Source organism: Leisingera aquaemixtae, assembly GCF_001458395.1.
Classification (GTDB): Bacteria; Pseudomonadota; Alphaproteobacteria; order Rhodobacterales; family Rhodobacteraceae; genus Leisingera; species Leisingera aquaemixtae.
Genome location: NZ_CYSR01000036.1, coordinates 42,826 through 65,976, shown reverse-complemented (window position 1 = coordinate 65,976; position 23,151 = coordinate 42,826). Strand labels below are relative to the sequence as shown.

Genomic DNA, 23,151 nt, shown 5'->3' with positions numbered 1-23,151 from the left:
TTTCGCTCAAGCAGCACGCCGATCCGCCGGTAGCCGAACCGGCGGCGTTTGCCAGCGATCTCCTTCATCTCCTGGCGGATCTCAGGATGGTCCGGCGGGCGTTCGCGCCGGACCGTCTTGGGGTCGACACCGGCAAGCCGGCAGGCCCTGCGCTGCGAGATGTCATGATCCCGCATTGCATTGAGCGCTGCCTCTCGCCGCTCTTTCGGTGTCGTCAGCTTTTTCCCAGCAGGTCTTTCAAAACCACGTTGTCGAGCATCGTGTCTGCCAGCAGCCGCTTCAGCTTGGCATTCTCATCTTCCAGCGCCTTCAGCCGCGCGGCCTCCGATACCTCCATGCCGCCATACTTGGACTTCAGCTTGTAAAAGGTTGCCGGGCTCAGGCCGTGCCGGCGGCACACCTCCGCCGTCGGCATCCCGGCTTCCTGCTCTTTGATCATCCCGATGATTTGCGCCTCGGTGAAACGGCTCTTACGCATTCGTCTGCTCCTACATAGGTTGGACAGACTCTACTTCATGGTGAGGGATTTTGCGGGGGGCAGGTCACGCACCTTGTTGTAGTCAATCCGGGGGCCATCAGAGGCAATGGTGATGTCGCAGAACAGGCTCAACTCGAAGTCTTCCCCGATGGCAATGGAGTTCACGGAAGCAATCACCGGCTTGGTCATCCGGCCAACGCCGGTGGCCCGACGCGTAGATTTCAACCCCCAACGATTTGAGAAACGAATTTGTAGCGCACATTGCAAACAAACTCCGCACTGTGAGATGTGCAAGATCTCGAACCACCGGATTGGCGCTACAACGCGGGGCGCGAACGACGGTTGCGCTCAACTACATATTTAGCGAACTAGATATTAGTCCGCCTCCCTCAAAAAGTGCATCTTCAGAAACCCGAACCGAGGCGCTAGGTAATCTAGAGCGAAAAACATCGGCAACCGAGTTCACACACCCCCATTTCCCATGTTCAGTCGCCCATGCTCCAGTGACAACGATTTCATTCGAAGTTAAGTATTTGGAAATATACTCCGCTGCTTGCTCTTGGTCCGAAAATACCATCGGCTGGGTGCAGTTCCCAAAACCATGCCAGCCTTCGAATGGCCTTTCTCCTCCATCACAGCCCCAAACACGCAATGCGGTGAAGGTCCCCAACTTCCCCGTCCTACTCGCGCAAGTAATTGCGTTAGATAATCCTGTTTGGATGACGTCTTCGAACTCGTCGCTTATTTCATCAGAAAGAAAACCATCGATCACAATGAGGTTCCCCTGGTGCCGCGCGATCTCTTCCATTATCCGACTTCGGCATTCCAAGGCTGCACGCTTTCCAACCGAAAAATCGGCGCTCCCAAACAGGCTCCCTGGATGCACAACAACAAGTGTCTTCATATCGTTTCCTTCGTAGTAAGTTTCCTCCCTTATTAATTTGGTAAGGTTTCGCTGGGTTTAAAAATGGGGCGGGTTGCCCCTGATCCGTGCCAGCCGATCCAACTCGCCAATGACCTGATAAGCGCGGAAATTTGTCCTCGCAGCCGCTGCGAGAGCTTCTCTCGTAAAGCAGTCCACAATGATCAAAACCCGGATGGCTTCTCGTCGAACAAGCGGTCAGACATAAAGTCCATTGCCCAGACGTCATTCATGCCAACAGCCTAAGGACCAAGATAGAGGTCTTTAGGTGAACCTGTTTCAACTGGAGAGGTCTTTAAATACCGGTAATCATGACCTTTCAGGGACCGTTTGTAAGGCGTGCCGCCAGCTTCGTGCAACTCTGGGTATGAGCCGCCACAACTTCGGTCGACCAATTCAGCATAGAGCATCTGAAGTAACACGGGCAGCCATTCGACCAAGGTTTTGCTCCCTTAGGCAACAAGAGGTTCCAGACAAAAAACAGAAAGTGTCTATAACACACATACGGAGAAGATCTGATTGCAAACTCCAAATGGACTGCACCCTTCTTGCGACACCGACGAATCCTCGTTACCCCGGTGACGTGCTACGGCATTTGAACCGGGAAAGTGATATGAGTGACGAAACGGTGCTGCAGTCTTGGCAAAAACTGCATGATTGCATCCTGGCAGCGCTGATTGCGCAGGGCTCTGATCGCCACGTCAAAGATTTTGAGAGTTGGTATGCCCAGGAAGCGAAGACGGCTCCTGCGCCTGCAATTCTTCACGTCTCCGTTGGCCTGGACGGACTTAAAGTTGGCTATCAAGGCGCTGATGATGTCGTCGATAGGTTGATGCGTGCAACGAAGAATATCAATTGTGACGATTGACTGTATGCTGGGGCTGATCTGACTGGGTTGGGTTGCTTGTTAGTGTAAGACTGACCTTGATTTAACTTCAGTGTAACTGAACATGGTGCCAAGCAAATCGACAGGGGCCAGCAGTGCAAGCGCGTCGGGCGCTTGAGCTATTTGAGGGCTCCGCGCCCGACGCGCTTGCACTGCTGGCCCCCCGGAGGCTATCAAGCCGCGCGGCACTTTTTTCTGCTTTGGAAAGGGATAAACTGTCTTTCAAATGGGTAGGAGGGCTTGGAGATCTAAGCCACCGATACACATTGGGCGTGAAACCGATTCGAAACGCAGCCTGGTCGATAGGAGGGCGATAATAGTGAAATTGCGGGTGACCGGAAAACCGTTCAACATCGCCTCCTACGCGCTGCTGCTGGCGATGCTGGCGCATGTGACCGGCTATGAGGCGGGGGATTTTGTCCATAAGATGGGCGATGCGCATATCTATTCCAACCACGTGGAGCAGGTGCGGCTGCAACTGTCGCGCACGCCCAAGCCGCTGCCGCAGCTGCGGATCAAGCGGCAGGGCAGCTCGATCTTCGATTTCAAATACGAGGATTTCGAGATCCTGAACTATGACCCTGATCCGGCGATCAAGGCGCCGGTCGCGGTCTGATCTCAAAGGAAGTTTACCCATGATCACCCTGATCGCTGCGCGGGCGCGCAACGGGGCCATTGGCAAGGACAACGATATCCCCTGGTTTGCGCCCGAGGATCTGAAGGCGTTCCAGCGCGAGACATTGGGCGGCGCCATCATCATGGGCCGCAGGACCTGGGACAGCCTGCCGGTGAAGCCGTTGAAAAACCGGCTGAACCTGGTGGTGTCTTCAAACCCCGAGGCGGCAGACATCGTGCTGCCGTCAATCGAGGCGGCGGTGGCGGAAGCCCCTGCGCAGGGGTACAGGCGCGTCTACGGCATTGGCGGCGAAGGGATTTACCGCGGCATGCTGGGCATGGCGGACCGGCTGCTGATTACTGAGGTGGATCTGACCATTGCAGATGCTGACGCCTATTTTCCGGCGTTCGAGCCGGACAAATGGGTCAAGGCCGGTGAAACGGTCCTGCGGGACAGCGACCCGGCCTGCGTGATGGTTGAATATCTGCGGCGGGCGTGACGGGGCAAGATCCCCGGCCCGTCAGTGCCTGCGCCCAGCCCAAGTCCGGGCGCAGTGCATCATCAGTTGATTAAAGCGCCTTAAGCTCCGCAGCCATTTTCCGGCCGTCGCGGCCTTCGGACAGCTCGTAGCCGATTTTCATATTGTCGGCGAGGCCGGTCATGCCCGACCGCTCTACCGCTGAAATGTGCACAAACACATCCTTGCCGCCTTCATCGGGTTCAATAAACCCGTACCCTTTGGTGGTGTTGAACCACTTCACGGTGCCGCTTGGCATTTCCCGTGTCTCCTTCTACTTTGCACTCCGCCATGGGGGCTGCCCAGGGCATCCGGCCCGCACCCTGCCAAAATTCCGCGGGGGAAGCCGGACAACCTTGAGTGTTACACGGGCCGGGCGAAAATCAAGAAAAACCGGTGAATTCTACCATAAATTGTGCTCGCCGCGGCGCGGGACATAGGGGGATGTATGAAAATCTACGGGCTGAAGACCTGCGATACGTGCCGCAAGGCGTTGAAACAGCTTCCTGATTCGACTTTGTCCGATATCCGGGCAGACGGAATGCCGGACGGTCTGCTGGAGGCGGCTTATGCGCAATTCGGGGCCAAGCTGGTCAACACGCGGTCAACCACCTGGCGCGGCCTGAGCGAAGAAGAGCGCGCCGGTGAGCCGCTGGATCTGCTGCGGGCGCATCCGGCACTGATGAAGCGGCCGCTGATCGAGCGTGACGGGGAATTATTCCTGGGTTGGGATCAGAACACGAAGGCGGCCCTTGGTGCCGCGTGACCGGCTGATTATGTCGGTGCGGCAGTTTTCGGGAGATTGACGATGCGCAACGCAGCCCTGGTTCTGGGGATTACCGCCGGGATTTTCGGCATGATTGTGGGTTTTTTCGGCTACGGCTATACCGCCGCTGTCGAGCATTTCGGCGAGATCGAAGGGCTGGCGGAGCAGGTCGGCAACGTGCAGCAGCTGCGCCTGCTGGCGGTGCTGTCGCCGCTGCTGGCGATTGCCGGCGGTGCGATGGCGCGGGCGCGGGCCCTGTGGGGCGGCGTGCTGCTGCTGGGGTCTGCGGCCGGGATGTACGCGGGCTTCGGCTTTAATGTCTTTACCATTTTCCCGATCAGCTTTGCCGCCACTGCCGGGCTGATGGCGCTGGCCGCGGGCCAGCCGGATGAGCCCAAGGCGCATTTCTGAGGCTTGCCGGGAAACGAAAAAGGCGCCGCTGCCGGGGGCAGGGCGCCTTTTTTGTTTCTGCGCCAGAGCGTCAGGCGATGGCAGGTTGCATCCGGTGCCGCAGCAGGGTGTCCACGGACAGGGCGCCCGCGCCCTTGACCACCAGGACGGACAGCAGAAAGATCCAGAGCAGCCGCTGATCGAGGATTACCGCATCGGGGAAACGGTCAAACAGCGCGCCAAGGGTTTTGTCATCGGTGGCCCCGTGGCCATAGATGTCGGTCAGCGACTGCACGGCCACAAAGCCGATCATGCCCAGCGAGGCCAGCCGGGTCAGAAGCCCGATCACGATCAGCAGAGGCAGGATGAACTCGGCGTAGGTGCCTGCCAGGGCCACAGCCCAGTGAAAGACACCCAGCTGGTCCACGTCATAGCCTGCCGCCTCCAGCTGCTTTGGGAAAATCTGGCTGTAGGCGCCGATTGAGGGGCTGAACAGGCCGAAGATGCCGTCGCCCAGCTTGGTCAGGCCGGAATTCCAGAAATAGAGCAGCAGCGTTGAGGCGAAGACAAAGCGCGCCGCAAGCGGCAGCAGCCAGTTGCCGGCCCTTTCAACCTGGCGGAAAACGGCGTCGTGAATGGAGACTAGTGCGTGCATGGTCTTACCCTTTGCTGTTCAGTCCTGTGACCGCACCGCCCTGCAACAGCAGGGCCAGGGTGGCGCCCAGGTCGAATGCTTCGTTTTCGGCGGCGGCCTGTTCCATCGCCGCGCCGATGGTGGCGCCCGCCATCAGGGCGCTGATCCAGACCGCGCCGGCGGGCGGCAGGACCTGGGGAATGGGGTCGAATTCGGGGCGGGTGATCAGCACGTCCTCGGCCTGTGCCGCGGGCTTGGGCGCGCCGTCTTCGGTGTTGTAGCGCCAGATGGCGTGAAGGGGCCAGGGCGAGCGCAGCACCTGCACCGCAGGCGCCAGTTCCAGCCGCGTGTCCAGCAGCGCATCCGGCGGCAGCGCGCCAAGCGCCTCCGGCGCGATGGGGGCGGCATCGGCGGCGTGGTAGGCGCGGCGCAGCGCCAGCTCCAGCCGGGCCACATCGCCGAGGTAGCCCAGATGCTTCAGCTGCTCCATGCCTTCCAGAAAAGTCGGGAACTCTGCGCCGTAGAACATCATCAGCGGCGACGACGGCGGGTGGCGGCGCAGGTAGATGCCTGCCAGCCCGTCCATGTTCTGCTTGCCCAGGAGTTTCGAAATCACCGGGAAGGCGCTGTGCATCGCCTCGGTCAGCGAGACCGCGACATTGTTGCGGTAGACGCTGAACCGGCGGCCCGCAGGCTGGCCGAGGTGATCGGTCAGCCCGTCCGGCACCGGCTGGCCCGCATCCATCATGGCGCGGGTGAAGTCTGCCTGGCTGACACTCATGCCGGAATGCGCTCCAGCGCGGTTGCGGCGCGGGCGGCCTCTGCTTCCAGCACCGGCCAGTCCGGCACGTCGTTGTCCCATTCGATCAGCACCGGCCTGGGGCCGGACTTCGCCAGCGTATAGTCCAAGAGCGCCCAGACCGGATCCGCCACTTCGCGCCCGTGGCTGTCGATCAGCAGCGGGCGGCCCTGGCCGTCGTCATCCTCGTCATGACCGCCCAGATGGATTTCACCCACCTTGTCCAGCGGGAAGGCGTCGATGTAGCCCTGCGGCGAGAACTCCAGATTGCTGGCGGAGACAAAGACGTTATTGACATCCAACAGCAGCCCGCAGCCGGTTCGGCGGGAGATTTCCGCCAGGAACTCCGGCTCTGCCCAGGTGCTTTCGGCGAAGGCGAGGTAGCTGGAGGGGTTTTCCAGCAGCATCCGCCGCCCGATGGTCTCTTGCAGTTGGTCGATATGATCGCAGATCCGCTGCAGGCTGGCGTCCGTGTAGGGCAGCGGCAGCAGGTCGTTGTAAAAGTGGCTGTCGTGGGTGGACCAGGCTAGATGCTCGGAGAAGCTGGCGGGGTTCAGCCATCCTGCCAGGTGTTTGAGCCGGGCGAGGTGATCCGCGTCCAGCGGCCCTTCGCCGCCGATGGAGAGGCCGACGCCATGCACCGACATGGCAAAGCGTTCGGCGAGGTGGCGCAGCTGCGCCAGCGGGCGGCCGCCGCCGCCCATGTAGTTTTCGGCGTGGATTTCCAGCCATTTGACGGCGCCGGAGCCCGCGGTGATCTGGGCAAAATGCTGCGGCTTGTAGCCAACGCCGGGGGCGGCGGGCAGTGTGTCATGGGCAGCGGCGTCAAGCATGGCGGGGCCTGTATCCGGGGGCAAAAGGGGGGGGAATTCGCACTCCCGCCCCTGAATTCGAGCGGCAATTATGCCGGCAGGTCACGCTCCAGCGGCTCCAGAGAGCCGTTGCGCTCGGTGCCGTCTGCCATGGCCGGCAGGTCCATGCCTTCGCAGGTGCCTGCGTCAACCAGGGTCCAGGCGTTGCCTTGGTAATCGACGGTCGAGGTGCCTGCGCAAGTGGTGCCGGGGCCTGCGGCGCAGTCGTTCTGGCCTGCCAGCGACACGCCGTAGCACTTTTCCTTGGTGCCGGCGGCGGCGGGGATGGTGGACGCTGCGGTCAGAGCGGCGGCAACGGCACCTGCAACGGCCAGGGATTTTGCGGTGTTCGACATCTCGTGAATTCCTTTCGGTTCTACATGCGGTGTCGTGATGACACGCAAACACTAACCCGAGGTTTTCCAGAGTTTAAGTCACGAGGCCGTGTCTCACATCCGCGTCAGAGCCTGTGACCCGAAGCGGCCCGTCAAAAATGCGCAAATCTATGGTTTTAAGGGGTTTGGGAGGGGGCAGAAACAAAACGGCCCCCGGGTGGGGGCCGCTTGCGTTGAAAATGGCGGGAATTGTTACAGAAGATCGGGCGGGGTCGCTTCCGCCGCCAGCGCCTTTGTAACATTTTCGAGGCTCTCGACCTTGGTTTGCTTCTCGCCAAGGCGGCGCACGGAGACGGTGCGCTCCTCGACCTCGCGGTGGCCGACGGCCAGAATGACCGGCACCTTGCCCACCGAATGCTCGCGGACCTTGTAGTTGATCTTCTCGTTGCGAATGTCGGCCTCGGCGCGCACGCCGGCCTTCTTCAACTCGGCCACGACCTCATGCACATAATCGTCGGCTTCCGAGGTGATCGAAGCGACCACTACCTGGCGCGGCGCCAGCCAGAACGGCAGCTTGCCCGCGTGCTCCTCGATCAGGATGCCGATGAAGCGCTCGAAGCTGCCCAGCGTCGCGCGGTGCAGCATCACCGGGCGGTGCTTGGCGCCGTCGGCGCCGATATAGGTGGCGTCCAGGCGTTCCGGCAGAACGAAGTCGACCTGATGGGTGCCGCACTGCCAGTCGCGGCCGATGGCGTCGGTCAGGACGAACTCCAGCTTGGGGCCGTAAAAGGCGCCTTCGCCCGGGTTCAGTTCCGGTTCGATCCCCGCGGCGCGGGTGGCGGACAGCAGCGCGGCCTCGGCCTTGTCCCAGACTTCATCGGACCCGGCGCGGGTGTCCGGCCGGTCGGAGAACTTGACCGAGAACTTCTCGAACCCGAGGTCCTTGTAGATCGTCGACAGGAACTCGATGAAGGTTGCGGTTTCGGATTCGATCTGATCTTCCGAGCAGAAGATATGCGCGTCGTCCTGAGTAAAGCCGCGCACCCGCATGATGCCGTGCAGCGCGCCCGAAGGCTCATAGCGGTTGCAGGAGCCGAATTCGGCCATCCGCAGCGGCAGATCACGGTAGGACTTGAGGCCCTGCTTGAAGATCTCCACGTGGCAGGGGCAGTTCATCGGCTTCAGCGCGTTCACTGCCTTTTCGCGGGCGTGCTCCTCGTCCACTTCGACGATAAACATGTTTTCCTGGTATTTATCCCAGTGGCCCGAGCGTTCCCACAGCTTGCGGTCAACAACCTGCGGGGTGTTCACCTCGACATAGCCGCCCTTGCGCTGCTGGCGGCGCATGTAATCCTGCAACTGGGTGTAGACGGTCCAGCCGTTGGGGTGCCAGAAGATCTGGCCCGGCGCCTCTTCCTGCATGTGGAACAGGTCCATCTCGCGGCCCAGCTTGCGGTGGTCGCGCTTGGCGGCCTCCTCCAGCATGGTGAGGTGGGCCTTGAGCTTTTCCTTGCCGGTGAAGGCAACGCCGTAGATCCGCTGCAGCATTGCGCGGGAGCTGTCGCCACGCCAGTAGGCGCCTGCGATGCTCATCAGCTTGAATGCATCGCCCGGCAGCTGGCCGGTGTGCTGCAGGTGCGGGCCGCGGCAGAGGTCTTGCCAGTCGCCGTGCCAGTACATCCGCAGCGGCTCATCACCGGGGATGCTTTCGATCAGCTCGACCTTATAGGGTTCATTGTTGTCGGTGTAATGCTGGATCGCGCGGTCGCGCTCCCATACCTCGGTGCGGACTTCATCACGCTTGTTGATGATTTCCTTCATCTTCTTTTCGATCGCGCCGAGGTCTTCGGGGGTGAAGGGCTCCGCGCGGTCGAAGTCGTAGTACCAGCCGTTCTCGATCACCGGGCCGATGGTGACCTTGGTGTCGGGCCAGATTTCCTGCACCGCGCGCGCCATCACATGCGCCAGGTCGTGGCGGATCAGCTCATTGGCCTGGGCCTCGTCCTTCATGGTGTGGATGGCGATGGTGGCGTCCGCTTCGATCGGCCACTGCAGGTCCCAGTGCTGATCGTTGACGGTGGCGGAGATGGCCTTTTTGGCCAGCGAGGTGGAAATGCTGGAAGCTACCTGCGCGGGCGTGACGCCTGCGTCATAGGATCGTGCATTGCCATCGGGGAAGGTGAGAGAGATTTGGGCCATTTGCTGGCTGCTCCTCGTCGGTTTGGCGCCCACAGAACGCCCGGTTGCGGGTTATGGTGTGCGGGTGATTTGGCAGCCGTGGCGCGGCGTGTCAAGAAGGCGAGGGGCCGGCCCCTCGCGCTCCCCGGGATATTTTCAGCCAGAAGAACGGGACCCCGGTCAAGGGGCGGGCGCGGGGACGCCTTCGCGGATCACGGCGGAATAGTCGGGGGTGAGGCCATGCGCCTGGGCAATCGGGGTGATGCTGCCGAGCGCGCGCAGCTCCTCGACGCTGCGGGTCTGGTCCAGAACCCCCTGCTCCCAGGCGTATTCCGGCAGGTAGCCGTTGGCCAGAACCCGCCAGTCCAGCGGCACCTCAGCGGCGAAGGTGCGGATCAGCGCCATCACCACGGTGGTGCAATTGGTGGTGAGCGAATTGTACCATTGCGGCTGCGCGGCAAGGCTGTTCGCGGCGGCCACATAGCGCAGCAGCAGGGCGCGACCGGTGTCGGGGCTGACGCCGATGCGGAACAGCTGCACGTCTTCGCCGCGCGCATTGGTGCGGGTGCCGACCAGGTCGCGCTCATCCGCGGCGATCATCACCAGGGTGTTGGATTTGAACAGGTCGGCCACGGGGGAGAAGCCGCCGCCCTCCTGGCGGCGCACCTCGACCGACCAGGCGATCTGCTCGCCGTCCTCAAAGCCGAAGCTGACGATCATATGCGCCATCTGCGGCCCCGCCCAATAGGACATGAACAGGTCCACGGTCTGCAGCGCAGTGAGGTCGTAGCTGCGGGTTTCCCAGTTCACCTTGTAGTCATCAGGCGTTTCCCAGGTGAAGTTGCGGACATCGGTGAGGGTCAGGATATCGCCCTGCACCTCGCCGGTGACCTGGCGCGCCACATCGGGCGACCAGGTGCCGTCTTCGGGCGGGTTGAGGGTGGACCACCACAGGATGACTGCGGCGAGGGCCAGGGTGAAGGTGGTGAGCGCCCGCAGGGCGTGGCTGCGGAACAATCCGGCGGTGACGGCAACGCCCAGCAAGGCAAACCCGCCCGACAGGGCGGCGCGCGGCAGCGTGGCGAAGGGCAGCCGGTACCACAGCGCCAGCGCCGCCCAGGCAGTGGCCAGCGCCACCGCGAGGACGGCAGCGGCCAGCACCGCGGTTTTGAAGAATTTTGACATGCCCGCGGCCCCCCCGGAATTTTCCGGCAGACCATAAGGAGACCGGCAGGGGACTTGCAAGCAGGCTGTGCTGCCGCTTGCAGGTAAGGCGGAGCCATGCCACATTTTGAGGAAAAGGACAGGAGACCAATGACATGCCCGCCACATCGTTTCTCGGCACCGCCAAGGGCCGCCGCATTGCCTATCACAAGAGCGAAGGGCAGGGGCCGTGCGTGGTGTTTCTGGGCGGGCTGAAGTCGGACATGGAGGGCACCAAGGCGGTGCATCTGGAAGCCTGGGCCCGGGCGCGCGGGCAGGCGTTTCTGCGGTTTGACTACTCTGGCCATGGCGAAAGCTCCGGCACTTTCGAGGAGGGCTGCATCGGTGACTGGCATGAGGACACGCTGGAGGCGGTGCAAGAGCTGACAGAGGGCGAGATCGTGCCGGTGGGTTCCTCCATGGGCGGCTGGCAGGCGCTGCTGCTGGCGCGGGAGATGCCGGAGCGGATCAAGGGCATGGTGACCATCGCCGCGGCGCCGGATTTCACCGAGGACGGCTATTGGGCCAACTTCTCCGAGGCGCAGAAGGCGGAGCTGGCGAGCCGCGGCTATGTGGAGCTGCCGAGCGATTACATGGAGCCTTACCATATCTCCAAGCGGATGATCGAGGACGGCCGCAAGCACCTGGTGCTGCGCTCGCCGCTGTTTCTGCCGTTCAGGACGCGCTGCCTGCAGGGCACCGCGGACACCGCGGTGTCCACGGAAACAGCGCTGCGGCTGATGGATCATGCGACCTGCCCGGACATGCGGCTTACCCTGGTGAAAGATGCTGATCACCGGTTCTCGGACGCTGCCTGCCTGAAGTTGATCGAAAACGCTGTGCTTGACGTGCTGGGCGGTGCCTGAAGCGGCATTAAGGTGATCGAAATGCCGACAGGCTGCCAAGGCATTTGCGATTGCAGTGGCTTGTTCACGTATCGGTCCAGTTGGGCAAAGCCATTAGAGTTGCGGTGCCGCAGAGCGCGCCCCGGCCTTTACCGGGGTCATGCGGGCGGCTGAAGGCAAAGGTTTTTATTGAATGAGGAATTTCAGAAATGGAACAGAGGGTAAGCCTGATCACGCTGGGCGTGCCGGATATGGAGAAGGCCGCGGCCTTTTACGAGGCGTTGGGCTGGCAGCGGGCGGAGAGCCCGGACGGGGTGATCGCCTTTGACCTGATCTCGCAGACGCTGGGCCTCTACCCCCTGGCGGCGCTGGCGGAAGATATCGGGGTGCCGGAAGCGGAGCTGGGCACCGGCGCGATGACGCTGAGCCACAACACCCGCAGCAGGGAGGCGGTGGCAGAGCTGCTGGCGGCGGCTGAGGCCGCGGGGGCAGAGGTGCTGAAACCGGCGCAGGATGTGTTCTGGGGCGGGCATCATGGCTATTTCCGCAGCCCGGACGGGCATGTCTGGGAGATCGCCTTCAACCCGTTTTCGCCGCTGGCGCAGAATGGCGCGTTCCGCTGGAACGGCTACTGAGCGTGGCGCGGCGGCGGCAGCGGTTCGGCAAACCGCTGCCTTGGGGAGGTTTTTCTTGATCCGGCTGCCGCCTCTCCGCACAGTTGCAGAGACGGGTGGCAGCCAAACCGCGAGGGCAGGATATGCCTCATGACCAGCAACCGAGCCGCGAACCATTGGTTCTGCTGCCGGGGATGATGTGCGACGGCCGGATCTTTGACGCTCAGATCAGGACATTTTCCGGCAGCATGCCGGTGATGGTTCTGCCGCTGGCAGGCGGCGACACGGTAGAGAAGATTGCCGCCCGGATGCTGAGCCACCTGCCGCCGCGCTTTGCCTTGGCGGGGATGTCGATGGGCGGGATCCTGGCGATGGAGCTGGTGCGCCGGGCGCCGGAACGGATCAGCCGCCTGTGCCTGATGGGGGCAAGCCCGCTGGCGGAGACGCCGGAGCAGGCCGCCGACCGGGAGCCGCAAATCATTGCCGCACGCACTGGCCGGCTGGAGGATGTCCTGCGCGCGGCGCTGCCGATGGAGGCGCTGGCGCCGGGGCCGTCGCGGCTGGAGGTGCACAGCCTGTTCTGCCACATGGGGATGGAACTGGGGCCGGAACTGTATGTGGCGCAGGCGCGCGCCCTGCAGCGGCGGCCCGACCAGCAGGCCACGATGCGGCGGGTGCATGTGCCAACGCTGGTGCTGGCGGGGGAGCATGACACGATCGTGCCGCGTGCCAAGCAGGAGCTGCTGGCGCAGCTGATCCCGCACGCGCGGCTGGAGGTCATCCCGGAGGCGGGGCATTTCCCGGTGCTGGAGGCGCCCGATGCGGTGAACCGGGCGCTGCTGCACTGGCTGGCAGTGCCGGCCTAAGGGTAGAGCGCGGCGCGCTGTGCCTTGCTGAGCAGTTCGGGCTCTGCCACCGGTTTGCCGGTGTCCGCATCAAAGAATGGCGTGTCTTTCCAGCGGCCCGACAGGCGGGCGGTGATCATCCGGCTGAGGATGCCCAAGGCCATGGCGCCGCCGCCCTTGGTTCTGGACTGTTTGCCGGGAACGGGGAGGAAGGCCCGGGCGCGGATCTTGCCCAGGGCGGACGGATCCTGAAACAGGTTGGAGCGCATGCCGGCAAAGGGCAGGCCGGGCTTGGCCAGCGTGTTGGCAAAAGGCGTGCCGCAGCAGGCGGCGTACCAGCGCAAGGGGCCGCGGCGGCCCAAGCGGATCGCCCTCAGCTGCTCTGCGCCGTGGGTGATGGTGATGGTGTCGGGCGACAGCTGGAACAAATCGACCGGATCCGGGGCCGGATCCGGCTGGCCGTGATACAGCTCGTTGGCGCGGCAGTCGGCGCAGTAGCAGACGACGCGGGTGCCGCCTTTGACACCCGCTGCTGAAACTTCGCCGCGCAAGGTCCCGCAATTGCAGGAGAATGCCAGGCCGCCGCCCATCCCGTCAGGCAGCCGTGTTCTTGTTGGCCGGTTTGCTGGCCGGTCTACGGGCCGGTGTGCTGCGGCTGTTGGCGTTCATGAAGTTGATCACCAGCGGGCGGATATTGTCGCGCCAGCTGCGGCCGGCAAAGATCCCGTAGTGGCCGGCGCCCGGTTCCAAGTGGCTGGCCTTTTTGCTTTCCGGCAGGCCGGTGCAAAGGTCCAGCGCCGCGACGCACTGGCCGGGGGCGGAGATGTCGTCCTTGGCGCCTTCGACGGTCTTGACCGCTACATCGGTGATCTTGCTGAAATCGACCTTGTGGCCGTTGACGGTGAAGACGTTGCGGGCGATCTCGCGCTTCTTGAAGATGCGCTCCACCGTCGACAGGTAGAATTCGGCGGTCATGTCCATCACCGCCAGGTATTCGTCGTAGAACCGGTTGTGGGCGTCGTGGTCCGAGGCTTCCCCGCGGGAGACGCGCTGGATCTGGTCCAGGAACGCCTTGGTATGGCGTTCGCCGTTCATCGACATGAAGGAGGCGAGCTGCAGCAGGCCAGGGTAGACCTTGCGCCCGACGCCCGGGTATTTGAAGCCGACCTGCTGGATCATGGTTTCCTCCAGCTGGCCCATGGTGACGCGGCGGCCGAAGTCAGTGACCTCCGTCGGGGTGGCGTCCGGATCCACCGGGCCGCCGATCAGGGTCAGCGAGGAAGGCTGCGCATCCGGCTCGCGCTCCGCCAGGTAGGCGGTGGCGGCGAGCGTCAGCGGCACCGGCTGGCAGACCGCGACGACATGGGTGTCGGGACCCAGCTCCCGCATGAAGTCGACGAGGTAGAGCGTGTAGTCCTCGATATCGAATTTCCCTGCGGAAACAGGAATGTCGCGGGCATTGTGCCAGTCGGTCACATACACTTCGCAGTTCACCAGCAAGCTTTTGACGGTGGACCGCAGGAGGGTGGCGTAGTGGCCGGACATCGGCGCAACCAGCAGCACCTTGCGCGGCTGTTCTGCGCGCCCGTTGACCTTGAAATGGATCAGGTCGCCAAAGGGGCGTTCTACCACGGTGGTAATGTCGACCAGATGGTCTTTGCCGTCTTCGCAGGTGAAGGTGCGGATGCCCCACGCGGGTTTCACCACCATCCGCTGGTAGGTGCGTTCGGTCACTTCGCCCCAGGCCGCCATCCAGCTGAGCGCAGGATTTGGCAAGGCGGAAAAGACCGGGTAAGATGCCATGGAGAGGGCGGTGGCACCCAGCCATTGGTTGGTGTTCCGGACGGTCTCCATCAGGTCGTAGGTCATCATGTATCGCATGCGCGTCTCCTTACGGGCTCTGTCCCCGCGTCATCGGACCAGAAAATCCGGAACATCGGACCAATCGCCGCTTTGCCCTGCCTTTTGCAGACGAGTATTCTGCATAGCAGAAAGCCTATGAGGGATTCCTTTATATGACAACTAGTGACGAAGTATCCGCAACGTCCAATTCTGAGAGCTTTGAAAAACTTAAGGAAAATATGATCCGCGTCGAGGAGCTGAGCAAGCGCCTGGCTGACGTTATGTCCCGTAAAGTGCCGCACAACCCGGCTCTGGACGGTCCGAATCAAGAGCTTTATGCGCGTGCAGCAACCGCCTATTGGACGGAGGCCATGCAGAATCCCGCCAAACTTCTGGAGCATCAGCTCGAATTCTGGAGCAAGTCTGTGCTGAATTTCGCCGAAGCGCAGAAAGCTCTGACCGGACAATTGGACAGCACGGATGACGGCGGCCCCACGGACCGCCGTTTTTCGAATCCGCTGTGGCAGAGCAGCCCGTACTTCAATTATGTCAGACAGCAGTACCTGACCAACGCCGAGGCGATCCGCAAGGCGGTGCAGAGTGCAGGTGAGATGGATGCCAAGGACAAGCAGCGGCTGAGCTACTTTGCCGATCAGATCATCGAGATGATGTCGCCGACCAATTTCCTGCCGACCAATCCGGACGCGCTGGAAAAAGCGGTGGAAACCGAGGGCCAGTCGCTGATCGACGGGCTGGAGAACCTGGTCACCGACCTGGAGGCCAACAACGGCGAGCTGGTGGTGCGGCTGGCGGATGAAAGCGCGTTTGAGCTGGGCGGCAACATCGCCACCACGCCGGGAGACGTGATCTACCGCAACCGGATGATGGAGCTGATCCAGTACAAGCCGGTGACGGACACCGTGCATGAAACCCCGATTGTGCTGTTCCCGCCCTGGATCAACAAATTCTACATCCTCGACCTGAAGGCGCAGAACAGCCTGATCAAATGGGTGACAGAGCAGGGCTACACGCTGTTTGTGGTGTCCTGGGTCAATCCCGACGCCAGCCTCGCCGATGTGGGGATGGAGGATTACATCCAAGAGGGCTTCCTGGCCGCGATCGAAAAGGCCAAGGAGGTCTGCAAGGCCGATCAGGTCAACGCGGTGGGATACTGCATCGCGGGCACCACCCTGAGCCTGACCCTGTCGCTGCTGAAACAGCGCGGCGACAAATCGGTGAAATCGGCAACCTTCTTCACCACGCTGACCGACTTCGGCGACCAGGGCGAGTTCACCCCCTTCCTGCAGAACGATTTCGTCGACGGGATCGAGGCGCAGGTGGAACAGGAGGGGCTGCTGCGGTCGTGGGTGATTGCGCGCACCATGTCGTTCTTGCGCTCCAAGGACCTGATCTATGGCCCGGCGGTGAAAAGCTACATGATGGGCGAGACGCCGCCCGCCTTTGATCTGCTCTATTGGAACGGCGATGGCGCCAACCTGCCGGGGCGGATGGCGATTCAGTACCTGCGCGGCCTGTGCCAGAACAATAAATTCGCCGGCGAAGGGTTCGAGCTGATGGGCCACAAGCTTCAACTCAAGGACGTGGATGTGCCGGTGATGTCGATTACTTGCGAAACCGATCACATCGCCCGCTGGAAGGACTGTTACCGCGGCGTGCAGCAGATGGGGTCGCGCAGCAAAAGCTTTATCGTGTCGCAGTCCGGCCATATCGCGGGCATCGTCAATCCGCCCAGCAAGAAGAAGTACGGCCATTACACCAACGACGACCTGAAGGGGGACAGCGAGGCCTGGATGGAAGGCGCTCAGTACCACGAGGGGTCGTGGTGGCCGCGCTGGAATGACTGGCTCAAGAAACGGTCCGGCAAGCAGGTTCCCGCCCGCGAGGTGGGGGATTCGGGCTATCCCTCTTTGATGCCGGCGCCGGGATCCTATGTGAAGGTCAAGGCAAACCGTTGATATTGCAGGCGCAGAAATTTTTTCTGCGCCGCAGCATCAAAACCCTTGAAATGCTGCAGTGCAGCGCGCATATTCCTTTCATGCTAAGAGCGCAGGATGGTCCTGCTGCAGCTTTCTGAGGAATTAGAACTATGGCAAAGACCCAAGACTTCACCGCGATGATGAAAGACTTCATGGGCGCCTTCCCGGTTGACACCAAAGCAATGGAAGACGTCTTCAAAAACACCGCAGCCCTGAACGAGAAGCTGTCCGCCGTTGCGCTGGACGCTGCCGGCAAATCCGCCGAGATCTCCAGCAAGTGGACCAAAGAAACCATCGCCAAGCTGAGCGACGTTTCCAAGGTCAAGGCTGAGCCGGCCGACTATGCCAAGGCGGCAACCGACTTCGCCTCCGCTTCCGCTGAAGTGGCTGCCGAAAACATGGCTGCCTTCGCCGAAGTGGCCAAGAAGGTCCAGATGGACACCGTCGAACTGATGATGGCGGCCGGCAAGGACATGTCCGAAGAAGCAACCGCTGCGATGAAGAAGGCCACCGACGAGGTGACCACCGCAGCGAAAAAAGCTTCGGCAACTGCCAAGTAAGAACGACCACGATCCGGCCCTCGCTCTCCTCCCTGACGGAGCCGGACCGTGAAGAAGGACAGGCCGTAAGGCCTGTCCTTTTGCGTTTCAGGGGATCATTCCGGCAATCCGGCCTGCCGCAGGCCGTCGCAGTAATGCTCCAGATCCTGCGCCCTGGCAAAAGGCAGCGTCTTGCTGATGCGGGCCACCGAGAATTTCGGCTCAAGGTCCAGGATGCGCCCGCATTCGCGCGCGGCCGCGGGCCGGTTCCCCAGCTGCGCGTAGCAGGCGGCCAGATGGCGGTGCGGCGCCGGGAAGCGCGGAAACAGCTCAATCGCCTTAGACACCTCTGAAACCGCCGGATCATAGGCCCGGCACATGTAGAGCGCGAGCCCGCGGAACCAGTGGAAATAGGTCGGGTGGAACGGGTTCTGCGCCGTTGCCTGGTCCAGTTCGGCCAGCGCCTTTTCCGGCCTGCCCTGGTAAATCAGCGACAGTCCGCGGAACGCCATGGCATCGGTATCGTTGGGATTCAGCATCAGGGCGCGCTGGAAATGGTCCTCCGCCAGGGAGAAATTGCCCTTGCACAAATGCATCACGGCCAGCCTGCGTTGCGCAACGCTGTCGAGCGGGTCGATCCGGGCGGCATGGCGCAGCAGCGGAAAGGCCTTGTCCAGAGTGAGTTCCGCCGACATTGCCCAGCCGCTCATCCACTCCACCAGATAGGTCAGCGCCAGCCCGGAGTAGGCGGTCGCATTGCCGAAATCGGCATCGCAGGCCTGCTGGTACAGGGCGCGGCACTTCTTAAGCCTGCCGCGGGAGTCCAGAATGACGGACTTGGCCTGCATCACCAGCTCCCGTGCGGTCAGCGTGCCGCGTTTTGCAGCCTGCGCGGCGGACTTCTGCCGCGAGATGGATTGCAGCTGCGTCGCCAGGGTTTGAGTGATCTGCGCCGCCAGCACATCCTGCTGGGCGAAATCATTGGACAGATCCCGGTCATACCGGCCGCTCCACAGCGACAGGCCGCTGGTGCCATCGGACAGCGTGACAGTGATCCGCAGCCTGCCGGGCAGCTGCCGGACGCTGCCTTCGGCCAGGTAGCGGACGCCCAGCTCAGCCGCGACAACCGGCGCCCCGGCGCCGCTGGCGGCAAAGCGCTGCGCCGCATTGCGGGAGACAACGCGCAGCGCCCGGAACCGGGACAGGCCGATGGTGATGTCCTCGGTCAGCGTCTGCGCCATGGCTTCGGTGTGTTCGCTGGCGCGAGAGGCGCTGGAAAAGGGCAGCACCGCCACCGATGCCTCTGGCGAGGGGCCTTCCGGCTCCAGGGCGGGCAGCGAGTTGCCGGTGATGCGGTAGATCCGCACCGGCTCTGCGATATTGCGGACCTGCTGCAATCCGAGGTCGTCGAAGGCCGCGCCGACCCGGCCGCGGACCTGTTCGTGCACGGTGCCGGAAATGCAGATCTCCCCCGGCGCGGCAAGGCTTTGCAAGCGGGCGGCGATATTCACGCAATTGCCCAGCAGGTCATCGCCAGCGGGGAACACCAGGCCCGCGTGGATGCCCATCCGCAGCCTCAGACTCAGCCCGCGGGGGCCGTTGCGGCAGGCGGCGGCCTTGCTGGAAATCGCCATGGCCGCCTTGACTGCGGGCACTGCTGAAGGGAATTCCAGCAGGAACCCGTCACCCACTGTTTTGACAACCCGTCCTTCATGCTCCCGTGCCGCCGGGGCGATGATGCGGCTGCCCAGATCGCGGACCGCAGCAATGGTTTCCGATTCCCGGGCCTCAGCCAGGGCGGAATATCCGGCCACATCAGCAATCAGTATGGCAGCTTGTTTTTGCCCGTCCCCTTGGTCAGCCATTTTCCCCGGTACCGCAGACTCGAAAGACCTGACGCTAATTGTATCATATTGAGAATTTTTTGGTGCTCTTTAGATGCAAAAAATAAAATATCTGATTCAATGTGTTCCGCTTCGGCGTCAGAAATGCGCTGTGCGGAAGTTAGAATGCTTCACCTGCCAGCCCGCCAGGCGGCGCAGCTTGCCGGACTCCATCTGCTGGTCCAATGCCGGCCGTTCTGCCCAGGCGCCGTGTTTCGTCAGCACATATTTCAAGCTGCGCACCACATAGCTTGCATCATGCGCGTGGCGGCGGGCAATCTCCGCGGTGATGTCCGCCACTGAAACCCCGGTTTCGGCGCTGGCGTTGAAGTGGCCGGTAAGCTGCGGCTGTTCCAGCAACAGCCGGTAGGCCCGGGCCAGATCCGACCGGTGGACCAGCGGCCAGCGGGTGGTGATGCTGCCCCAGATCTCAAACGGCCTGGCGCTGCGGGCAGCCTCAAGATAGCGGCTGAAAACGCCGCCGTCCGCGTGGTAAACCATCGCCGGATGCACCACAGCGGCAGAGAGGGCAGGGGAGGCCAGAACCCTCTGGCCGTTTTCCTGCATCCAGGCAAAGGGTTTGATCGGCCGCAGCGGACTGGCCTCATTGGCGATCCTGTCGCCGGTGGCGCCATAGAGCCAGCAGCCGCCGGTGTAGAGCAGCCGCAGCGGTTCAGGGCGCCGGGAGGCCTGGTGCAGGATGGCGGCGATGGCCGTGGTGTCGGCCGCGGCCATGCCATCGCCGAAGGTGGCGGCCAGCTGGATCAGCGCATCGGTGCTGGCAACCTCCTGCACCCAGCCTTCGGGGCGGCGCAGATCGCCGCGCAGGGGCCGGGCGCCCATCGCGCCCAGCCTGCTGTCCGAGGCCGCCGAGCGGCTGAGGCCGGTGACTTGGTGGCCGCTGCGGACCAGTTCCCGGGTGACGGCGGTGCCGATGGATCCGGTGCCGCCGAGAATCAGAACTTTCATTTTCAATGCGCTCCTGCCGCGGAATCTGCTGCAGGACAGACCTTTAAAAGCTGAAGCCCGGTTCACGTCAAGGCCTGCCGCAGCAGGCCGCCACCGGGGCTGGCAGGATCAAATGTTGCGGAAACAGCGCTGAGGCTTCCCTTTTGTTCTGCAGTGGCATAGGCTTTGCTGCGATGCGTCATGACCGGGGAGGGAACACATGGCAGAACAGGACAAACCCTTGCTGATCAAACGGTATGCCAGCCGCAGGCTGTATAATACCGAGACCAGCGATTACGTCACGCTGGAGGATATCGCGGGGTTTATCCGGGATGGCCGCGAGGTGCAGATCGTCGACCTGAAAACCGGCGATGACCTGACCCGCCAGTACCTGTTGCAGATCATTGCCGAGCATGAAAGCCGCGGAGAGAACGTGCTGCCGGTGAATGTGCTGAACGATCTGGTGCGCAGCTACATGGTGCCCGGCGGCGGGGTAATGCCGCAGTTCCTGCAGACCTCATTCGACATGCTGCGTGAAAGCCAGTCGAAAATGATGGAAAACATGACCGCGATGAACCCGATGGCCAAGATGCCGGGGTTCGAAGCGGTGAAGGCGCAGCAGGAGGCGTTCCTGAAGGCGATGACCAGCGGCTTTGGCACGGCGGGCTGGACCGGCGGCGGGCGCGAGGAGGAGAAATCCGGCGGCAGCGGCGAAGATCTGGACGACATCAAGAAGCAGCTGGCGGAGCTGCAGGAAAAGCTGTCGAAGATGAAGTGAGGCTGAGCGGCTCGCGCCGGCAGAAAATCCCACAGAAAAGCCCCCGGTCCAGCTTGGCGGGGGCTTTTTCTATAAGGGGGCTTGGTGCAGGGTATGGTGCAGGGTTATGTCACGACCCGGCTTCGACCTTCAGCACATTGTGCAGCCGGTGGTATGGCGCGTTCTTCACGATCTCGTCCAGGGTCTTGGCCTCAGCTGCTGGCCGCGCGCGCAGGAACAGATAAGCGCTGGCGCCAAAGGACAGGGCGCAGGCGCCGACGATTGTGCTGACGATGACTGTTTCGAGTCCCATGGCTTCAAACATGCGTTTCTCCGGTTGCTTCCCCTATATAAGGCAACAAAGCTGAAAATTCCATATCACTTCCCGTCCGCGCCGAGCTTACCGGCTTCCAGCACGTGGCGGGCAAGGGTTTCGGCGCTGTCGCGCTCCTGCGCGCGGTGGCGCATTTTCACCCGGCCGCCGATCCGGGAGGCGGTTGCGAAGATGAAACCCGAAAACGACAGCAGGATGAGTCCAAAAGCCAGCCCCCCGGTCACCGTGCCCGCGATCGCCGCGCCAAAGCTTGCCAGCAGCGCGCCGGCTGCCAGCCGCTGCGCCCATTGGCCGATCACCTGATCCGCGTCGCGGGCCTGCGCCTCAGCCTCCGCCGCCTCGGTGGCAAAGGCGGTCAGCAGGTCGGCCACGGCAAGACCGCAGTCCGGGTCATTGGCGGCGCGGATGGCGGCCAGCAGCGCGGCGCGTTCTGCCCGGTCCGATACAACCGCGCCAATGATCCGGCTCAGGTCGCCCTTGGGGATCGGATCCCCCATGCTCAGGGAGTTGGCCATCGCAACCAGCGCGGTTGCCGGGCGCCGCTTGAATTTCAATGGGGCTTTCATGGCGGCAAGGTGGACGGCACACGCCCGGATTGCAATCACGAAAAAGCCCCGGCGCAGGGCCGGGGCTGCAACTGTCAGGTCTTGGCTGCGTCTCAGGCGGCGGCCTTGCCCATGGTCTCTTCAACCGCACCCAGCAGGATATCCGCGATCACGTCCAACTCTGCCCGGCTGAGGCGGACCGGCAGGCGTACGTCGCAGGCCTTCATCAGCATGGCGCGGGTCTGCGGCAGATCGGGCAGGTCACGCAAAAACTGCCAGTTCCAGAAGGCACGGGCGTTGTCGGTGGACAGGCCAAAGACCTGCACCTTGACGCCCTTGGCTTCCGCCGTGGCGGCAAAGGCGCGGGTCTGGTCTTCGCTGAGGCCTGCCAGGTTGAACTGGATCGAATCCGGCGCGCGGCGTTCCGGGCCCAGCGGTGCGGGCACGTCGAAGAAGGGGGAGGCGTTCAGGCGGGCTGCCACATAGTCGTGGTTGGCCAGCCCGTCGCGCACCCGGCGCGCCAGTTCCGGCAGCTGCGGGCGGATCACGGCCGCCGACAGGTTGCTCATCCGCAGGTTATAAAGCGGCAGCTGGTTCTGCCACTTGGCAAAGGCCTGCGCCAGCTCCGGGGTGTTATCGCCGTGCGGGCCCTTGTGCTTTTTCCAGTTGTGCTCATAGGCGCCGGACATAATCACGGCGCGCGCAATCAGGTCGGCGTCGTCAGTGATCAGGATGCCGCCTTCGCCAGCGTTGACCATTTTGTAGGACTGGAAGGAGAAGCAGCCCACCTTGCCGATGGTGCCGATGTTCCGGCCGTTCCAGGTGGTGCCCAGCGAATGGGCCGCGTCCTCGACCACCGGGATGCCGCGGGCATCGCACAGCGCCATGATCGCATCCATATCGGAGGTATGGCCGCGCATGTGGCTGATGATCACCGCCTGCACGCCGTCCAGCTTGGCTTCGAAATCAGCCATGTCGATACGGTAGTTGTCCGCCACCTCACACAGCACCGGCACGCAGTCGGCATGGACGACTGAGGACGGCACGGCGGCGAAGGTGAAGGCCGGGATCAGCACCCGGGCGTCGCGGGGCAGGCCCAGCGCCTTCAGCGACAGGAACAGCGCCGCCGAGCAGGAGGAGACCGCCAGCGCGTATTTGCTGCCCAGCAGTTCAGCGTATTCCTGTTCCAGCAGCGTGACCGGCGCGTCATCAGGCGCCGTGTAGCGGAAAAGATCGCCCGATTGCATCAGCGCGTCGATGGCCTCGCGGGCGGCTGCGGGAATGGGCTCAGCGTCATGAACGTTGGGCGGCAGGGCCATATTTCAAAATCCTGAATTGTTGCTTCAGGAAACGTAAAACTAACCAGGGCTGCTGCCAAGAGGGGACGCGGCGGAATTTGCCACGCCCGGCAAAATTTCACAGGGTTG

26 protein-coding genes and 3 pseudogenes are annotated in these 23,151 nt (G+C 62.7%); 11 read left to right on the top strand and 18 right to left on the bottom strand.

Features of this window, described 5'->3' with window-relative positions; genetic code table 11:
* From PHA8399_RS22085 to PHA8399_RS22845, 4 genes and pseudogenes are all read right to left on the bottom strand, one after another.
* Positions 1-478, bottom strand: a pseudogene (locus PHA8399_RS22085) (transposase); the annotation flags it as partial.
* A 30-nt stretch (positions 479-508) separates the two neighbouring features.
* Complete coding sequence (locus PHA8399_RS22445) at positions 509-667, bottom strand: enoyl-CoA hydratase-related protein (RefSeq protein WP_145977086.1); 159 nt, start codon at positions 665-667, stop codon at positions 509-511.
* 163 nt (positions 668-830) lie between these two features.
* A complete protein-coding gene (locus tag PHA8399_RS22440; protein WP_145977085.1) occupies positions 831-1,382 on the bottom strand; it encodes a hypothetical protein in 552 nt (183 codons plus the stop codon).
* A gap of 69 nt (positions 1,383-1,451) precedes the next feature.
* Positions 1,452-1,636, bottom strand: a pseudogene (locus PHA8399_RS22845) (IS3 family transposase); the annotation flags it as partial.
* Positions 1,637-2,013: 377 nt separating this feature from the next.
* On the opposite strand from PHA8399_RS22845, the gene PHA8399_RS19910 reads away from it, so the two are divergent.
* The 3 genes and pseudogenes from PHA8399_RS19910 (at position 2,014) to PHA8399_RS19900 (ending at position 3,401) form a co-directional block, all read left to right on the top strand.
* Positions 2,014-2,268 (top strand): hypothetical protein, encoded by a 255-nt coding sequence (locus PHA8399_RS19910; protein WP_058287847.1) that lies wholly within the window; start codon positions 2,014-2,016, stop codon positions 2,266-2,268.
* Positions 2,269-2,623: 355 nt separating this feature from the next.
* A pseudogene (thyA, locus tag PHA8399_RS19905) lies at positions 2,624-2,902 on the top strand (thymidylate synthase); the annotation flags it as partial.
* Between the two features lie 19 nt (positions 2,903-2,921).
* Positions 2,922-3,401 carry a dihydrofolate reductase gene (locus PHA8399_RS19900; RefSeq protein WP_058287845.1) on the top strand — a complete coding sequence of 160 codons (480 nt, stop codon included), beginning with the start codon at positions 2,922-2,924 and terminating at the stop codon, positions 3,399-3,401.
* A gap of 70 nt (positions 3,402-3,471) precedes the next feature.
* Here the strand turns inward: PHA8399_RS19900 and PHA8399_RS19895 are convergent, their stop codons facing one another.
* Positions 3,472-3,678 carry a cold-shock protein gene (locus PHA8399_RS19895; RefSeq protein ID WP_008555379.1) on the bottom strand — a complete coding sequence of 69 codons (207 nt, stop codon included), beginning with the start codon at positions 3,676-3,678 and terminating at the stop codon, positions 3,472-3,474.
* A gap of 189 nt (positions 3,679-3,867) precedes the next feature.
* Here PHA8399_RS19895 and PHA8399_RS19890 point away from each other — a divergent pair, with 189 nt between their 5' ends.
* Together PHA8399_RS19890 and PHA8399_RS19885 are read left to right on the top strand one after the other, a co-directional pair.
* Entirely contained in the window at positions 3,868-4,185 is a 318-nt protein-coding gene (locus PHA8399_RS19890) for an ArsC/Spx/MgsR family protein (protein ID WP_058287844.1), read from the top strand.
* A gap of 42 nt (positions 4,186-4,227) precedes the next feature.
* Complete coding sequence (locus tag PHA8399_RS19885; RefSeq protein ID WP_058287843.1) at positions 4,228-4,596, top strand: hypothetical protein; 369 nt, start codon at positions 4,228-4,230, stop codon at positions 4,594-4,596.
* Between the two features lie 70 nt (positions 4,597-4,666).
* On the opposite strand, the gene PHA8399_RS19880 is transcribed toward PHA8399_RS19885, so the two are convergent.
* The 6 genes from PHA8399_RS19880 to PHA8399_RS19855 all read right to left on the bottom strand — a co-directional run bounded on the left by PHA8399_RS19880 (position 4,667) and on the right by PHA8399_RS19855 (position 10,557).
* Complete coding sequence (locus PHA8399_RS19880; RefSeq protein ID WP_058287842.1) at positions 4,667-5,230, bottom strand: DoxX family protein; 564 nt, start codon at positions 5,228-5,230, stop codon at positions 4,667-4,669.
* Between the two features lie 4 nt (positions 5,231-5,234).
* Positions 5,235-5,990, bottom strand: a complete 756-nt coding sequence (locus PHA8399_RS19875) for an HvfC/BufC N-terminal domain-containing protein (RefSeq protein ID WP_058287841.1) — start codon at positions 5,988-5,990, stop codon at positions 5,235-5,237.
* Positions 5,987-6,841 (bottom strand): MNIO family bufferin maturase, encoded by an 855-nt coding sequence (gene bufB / locus PHA8399_RS19870; RefSeq protein ID WP_058287840.1) that lies wholly within the window; start codon positions 6,839-6,841, stop codon positions 5,987-5,989. The genes PHA8399_RS19875 and bufB overlap by 4 nt, the downstream gene beginning before the upstream one ends.
* A gap of 68 nt (positions 6,842-6,909) precedes the next feature.
* Positions 6,910-7,215 carry a BufA1 family periplasmic bufferin-type metallophore gene (locus tag PHA8399_RS19865; protein ID WP_058287839.1) on the bottom strand — a complete coding sequence of 102 codons (306 nt, stop codon included), beginning with the start codon at positions 7,213-7,215 and terminating at the stop codon, positions 6,910-6,912.
* 231 nt (positions 7,216-7,446) lie between these two features.
* Complete coding sequence (thrS, locus tag PHA8399_RS19860) at positions 7,447-9,393, bottom strand: threonine--tRNA ligase (protein WP_058287838.1); 1,947 nt, start codon at positions 9,391-9,393, stop codon at positions 7,447-7,449.
* Between the two features lie 159 nt (positions 9,394-9,552).
* Positions 9,553-10,557, bottom strand: a complete 1,005-nt coding sequence (locus tag PHA8399_RS19855) for an Lnb N-terminal periplasmic domain-containing protein (protein ID WP_058287837.1) — start codon at positions 10,555-10,557, stop codon at positions 9,553-9,555.
* Between the two features lie 134 nt (positions 10,558-10,691).
* Here PHA8399_RS19855 and PHA8399_RS19850 point away from each other — a divergent pair, with 134 nt between their 5' ends.
* The 3 genes from PHA8399_RS19850 to PHA8399_RS19840 all read left to right on the top strand — a co-directional run bounded on the left by PHA8399_RS19850 (position 10,692) and on the right by PHA8399_RS19840 (position 12,900).
* Positions 10,692-11,441, top strand: coding sequence for an alpha/beta hydrolase (locus tag PHA8399_RS19850; protein WP_058287836.1), 750 nt, complete (start codon positions 10,692-10,694; stop codon positions 11,439-11,441).
* A 188-nt stretch (positions 11,442-11,629) separates the two neighbouring features.
* On the top strand, positions 11,630-12,055 hold the full coding sequence (locus tag PHA8399_RS19845) for a VOC family protein (protein ID WP_058287835.1): 426 nt from the start codon (positions 11,630-11,632) through the stop codon (positions 12,053-12,055).
* Between the two features lie 122 nt (positions 12,056-12,177).
* Entirely contained in the window at positions 12,178-12,900 is a 723-nt protein-coding gene (locus PHA8399_RS19840) for an alpha/beta fold hydrolase (protein ID WP_058287834.1), read from the top strand.
* Here the strand turns inward: PHA8399_RS19840 and PHA8399_RS19835 are convergent.
* Entirely contained in the window at positions 12,897-13,469 is a 573-nt protein-coding gene (locus tag PHA8399_RS19835) for a DUF6151 family protein (protein WP_058287833.1), read from the bottom strand. The genes PHA8399_RS19840 and PHA8399_RS19835 overlap by 4 nt on opposite strands.
* Positions 13,470-13,473: 4 nt before the next feature.
* Positions 13,474-14,760 (bottom strand): polyhydroxyalkanoate depolymerase, encoded by a 1,287-nt coding sequence (phaZ, locus tag PHA8399_RS19830; protein ID WP_058287832.1) that lies wholly within the window; start codon positions 14,758-14,760, stop codon positions 13,474-13,476.
* Positions 14,761-14,894: 134 nt separating this feature from the next.
* On the opposite strand from phaZ, the gene PHA8399_RS19825 reads away from it, so the two are divergent.
* Positions 14,895-16,697 carry a PHA/PHB synthase family protein gene (locus PHA8399_RS19825; protein WP_058287831.1) on the top strand — a complete coding sequence of 601 codons (1,803 nt, stop codon included), beginning with the start codon at positions 14,895-14,897 and terminating at the stop codon, positions 16,695-16,697.
* Between the two features lie 131 nt (positions 16,698-16,828).
* Positions 16,829-17,278, top strand: coding sequence for a phasin, PhaP (locus PHA8399_RS19820; RefSeq protein ID WP_058287830.1), 450 nt, complete (start codon positions 16,829-16,831; stop codon positions 17,276-17,278).
* Between the two features lie 95 nt (positions 17,279-17,373).
* On the opposite strand, the gene PHA8399_RS19815 is transcribed toward PHA8399_RS19820, so the two are convergent.
* Positions 17,374-19,122: an adenylate/guanylate cyclase domain-containing protein gene (locus PHA8399_RS19815; protein WP_058287829.1), complete on the bottom strand. Its 1,749-nt coding sequence runs from the start codon at positions 19,120-19,122 to the stop codon at positions 17,374-17,376.
* A 117-nt stretch (positions 19,123-19,239) separates the two neighbouring features.
* Positions 19,240-20,109 (bottom strand): NAD-dependent epimerase/dehydratase family protein, encoded by an 870-nt coding sequence (locus PHA8399_RS19810; RefSeq protein ID WP_058287828.1) that lies wholly within the window; start codon positions 20,107-20,109, stop codon positions 19,240-19,242.
* A gap of 199 nt (positions 20,110-20,308) precedes the next feature.
* Here PHA8399_RS19810 and phaR point away from each other — a divergent pair, with 199 nt between their 5' ends.
* Positions 20,309-20,866: a polyhydroxyalkanoate synthesis repressor PhaR gene (gene phaR / locus PHA8399_RS19805; protein ID WP_058287827.1), complete on the top strand. Its 558-nt coding sequence runs from the start codon at positions 20,309-20,311 to the stop codon at positions 20,864-20,866.
* Between the two features lie 109 nt (positions 20,867-20,975).
* Here phaR and PHA8399_RS19800 read toward each other — a convergent pair whose 3' ends face one another.
* The 3 genes from PHA8399_RS19800 to PHA8399_RS19790 form a co-directional block, all read right to left on the bottom strand.
* A complete protein-coding gene (locus PHA8399_RS19800) occupies positions 20,976-21,158 on the bottom strand; it encodes a hypothetical protein (protein WP_244270270.1) in 183 nt (60 codons plus the stop codon).
* A gap of 65 nt (positions 21,159-21,223) precedes the next feature.
* Positions 21,224-21,745 carry a hypothetical protein gene (locus PHA8399_RS19795; protein ID WP_244270269.1) on the bottom strand — a complete coding sequence of 174 codons (522 nt, stop codon included), beginning with the start codon at positions 21,743-21,745 and terminating at the stop codon, positions 21,224-21,226.
* Positions 21,746-21,837: 92 nt separating this feature from the next.
* Complete coding sequence (locus PHA8399_RS19790) at positions 21,838-23,043, bottom strand: DegT/DnrJ/EryC1/StrS family aminotransferase (protein ID WP_058287824.1); 1,206 nt, start codon at positions 23,041-23,043, stop codon at positions 21,838-21,840.
* Between the last annotated feature and the right edge of the window lie 108 nt (positions 23,044-23,151).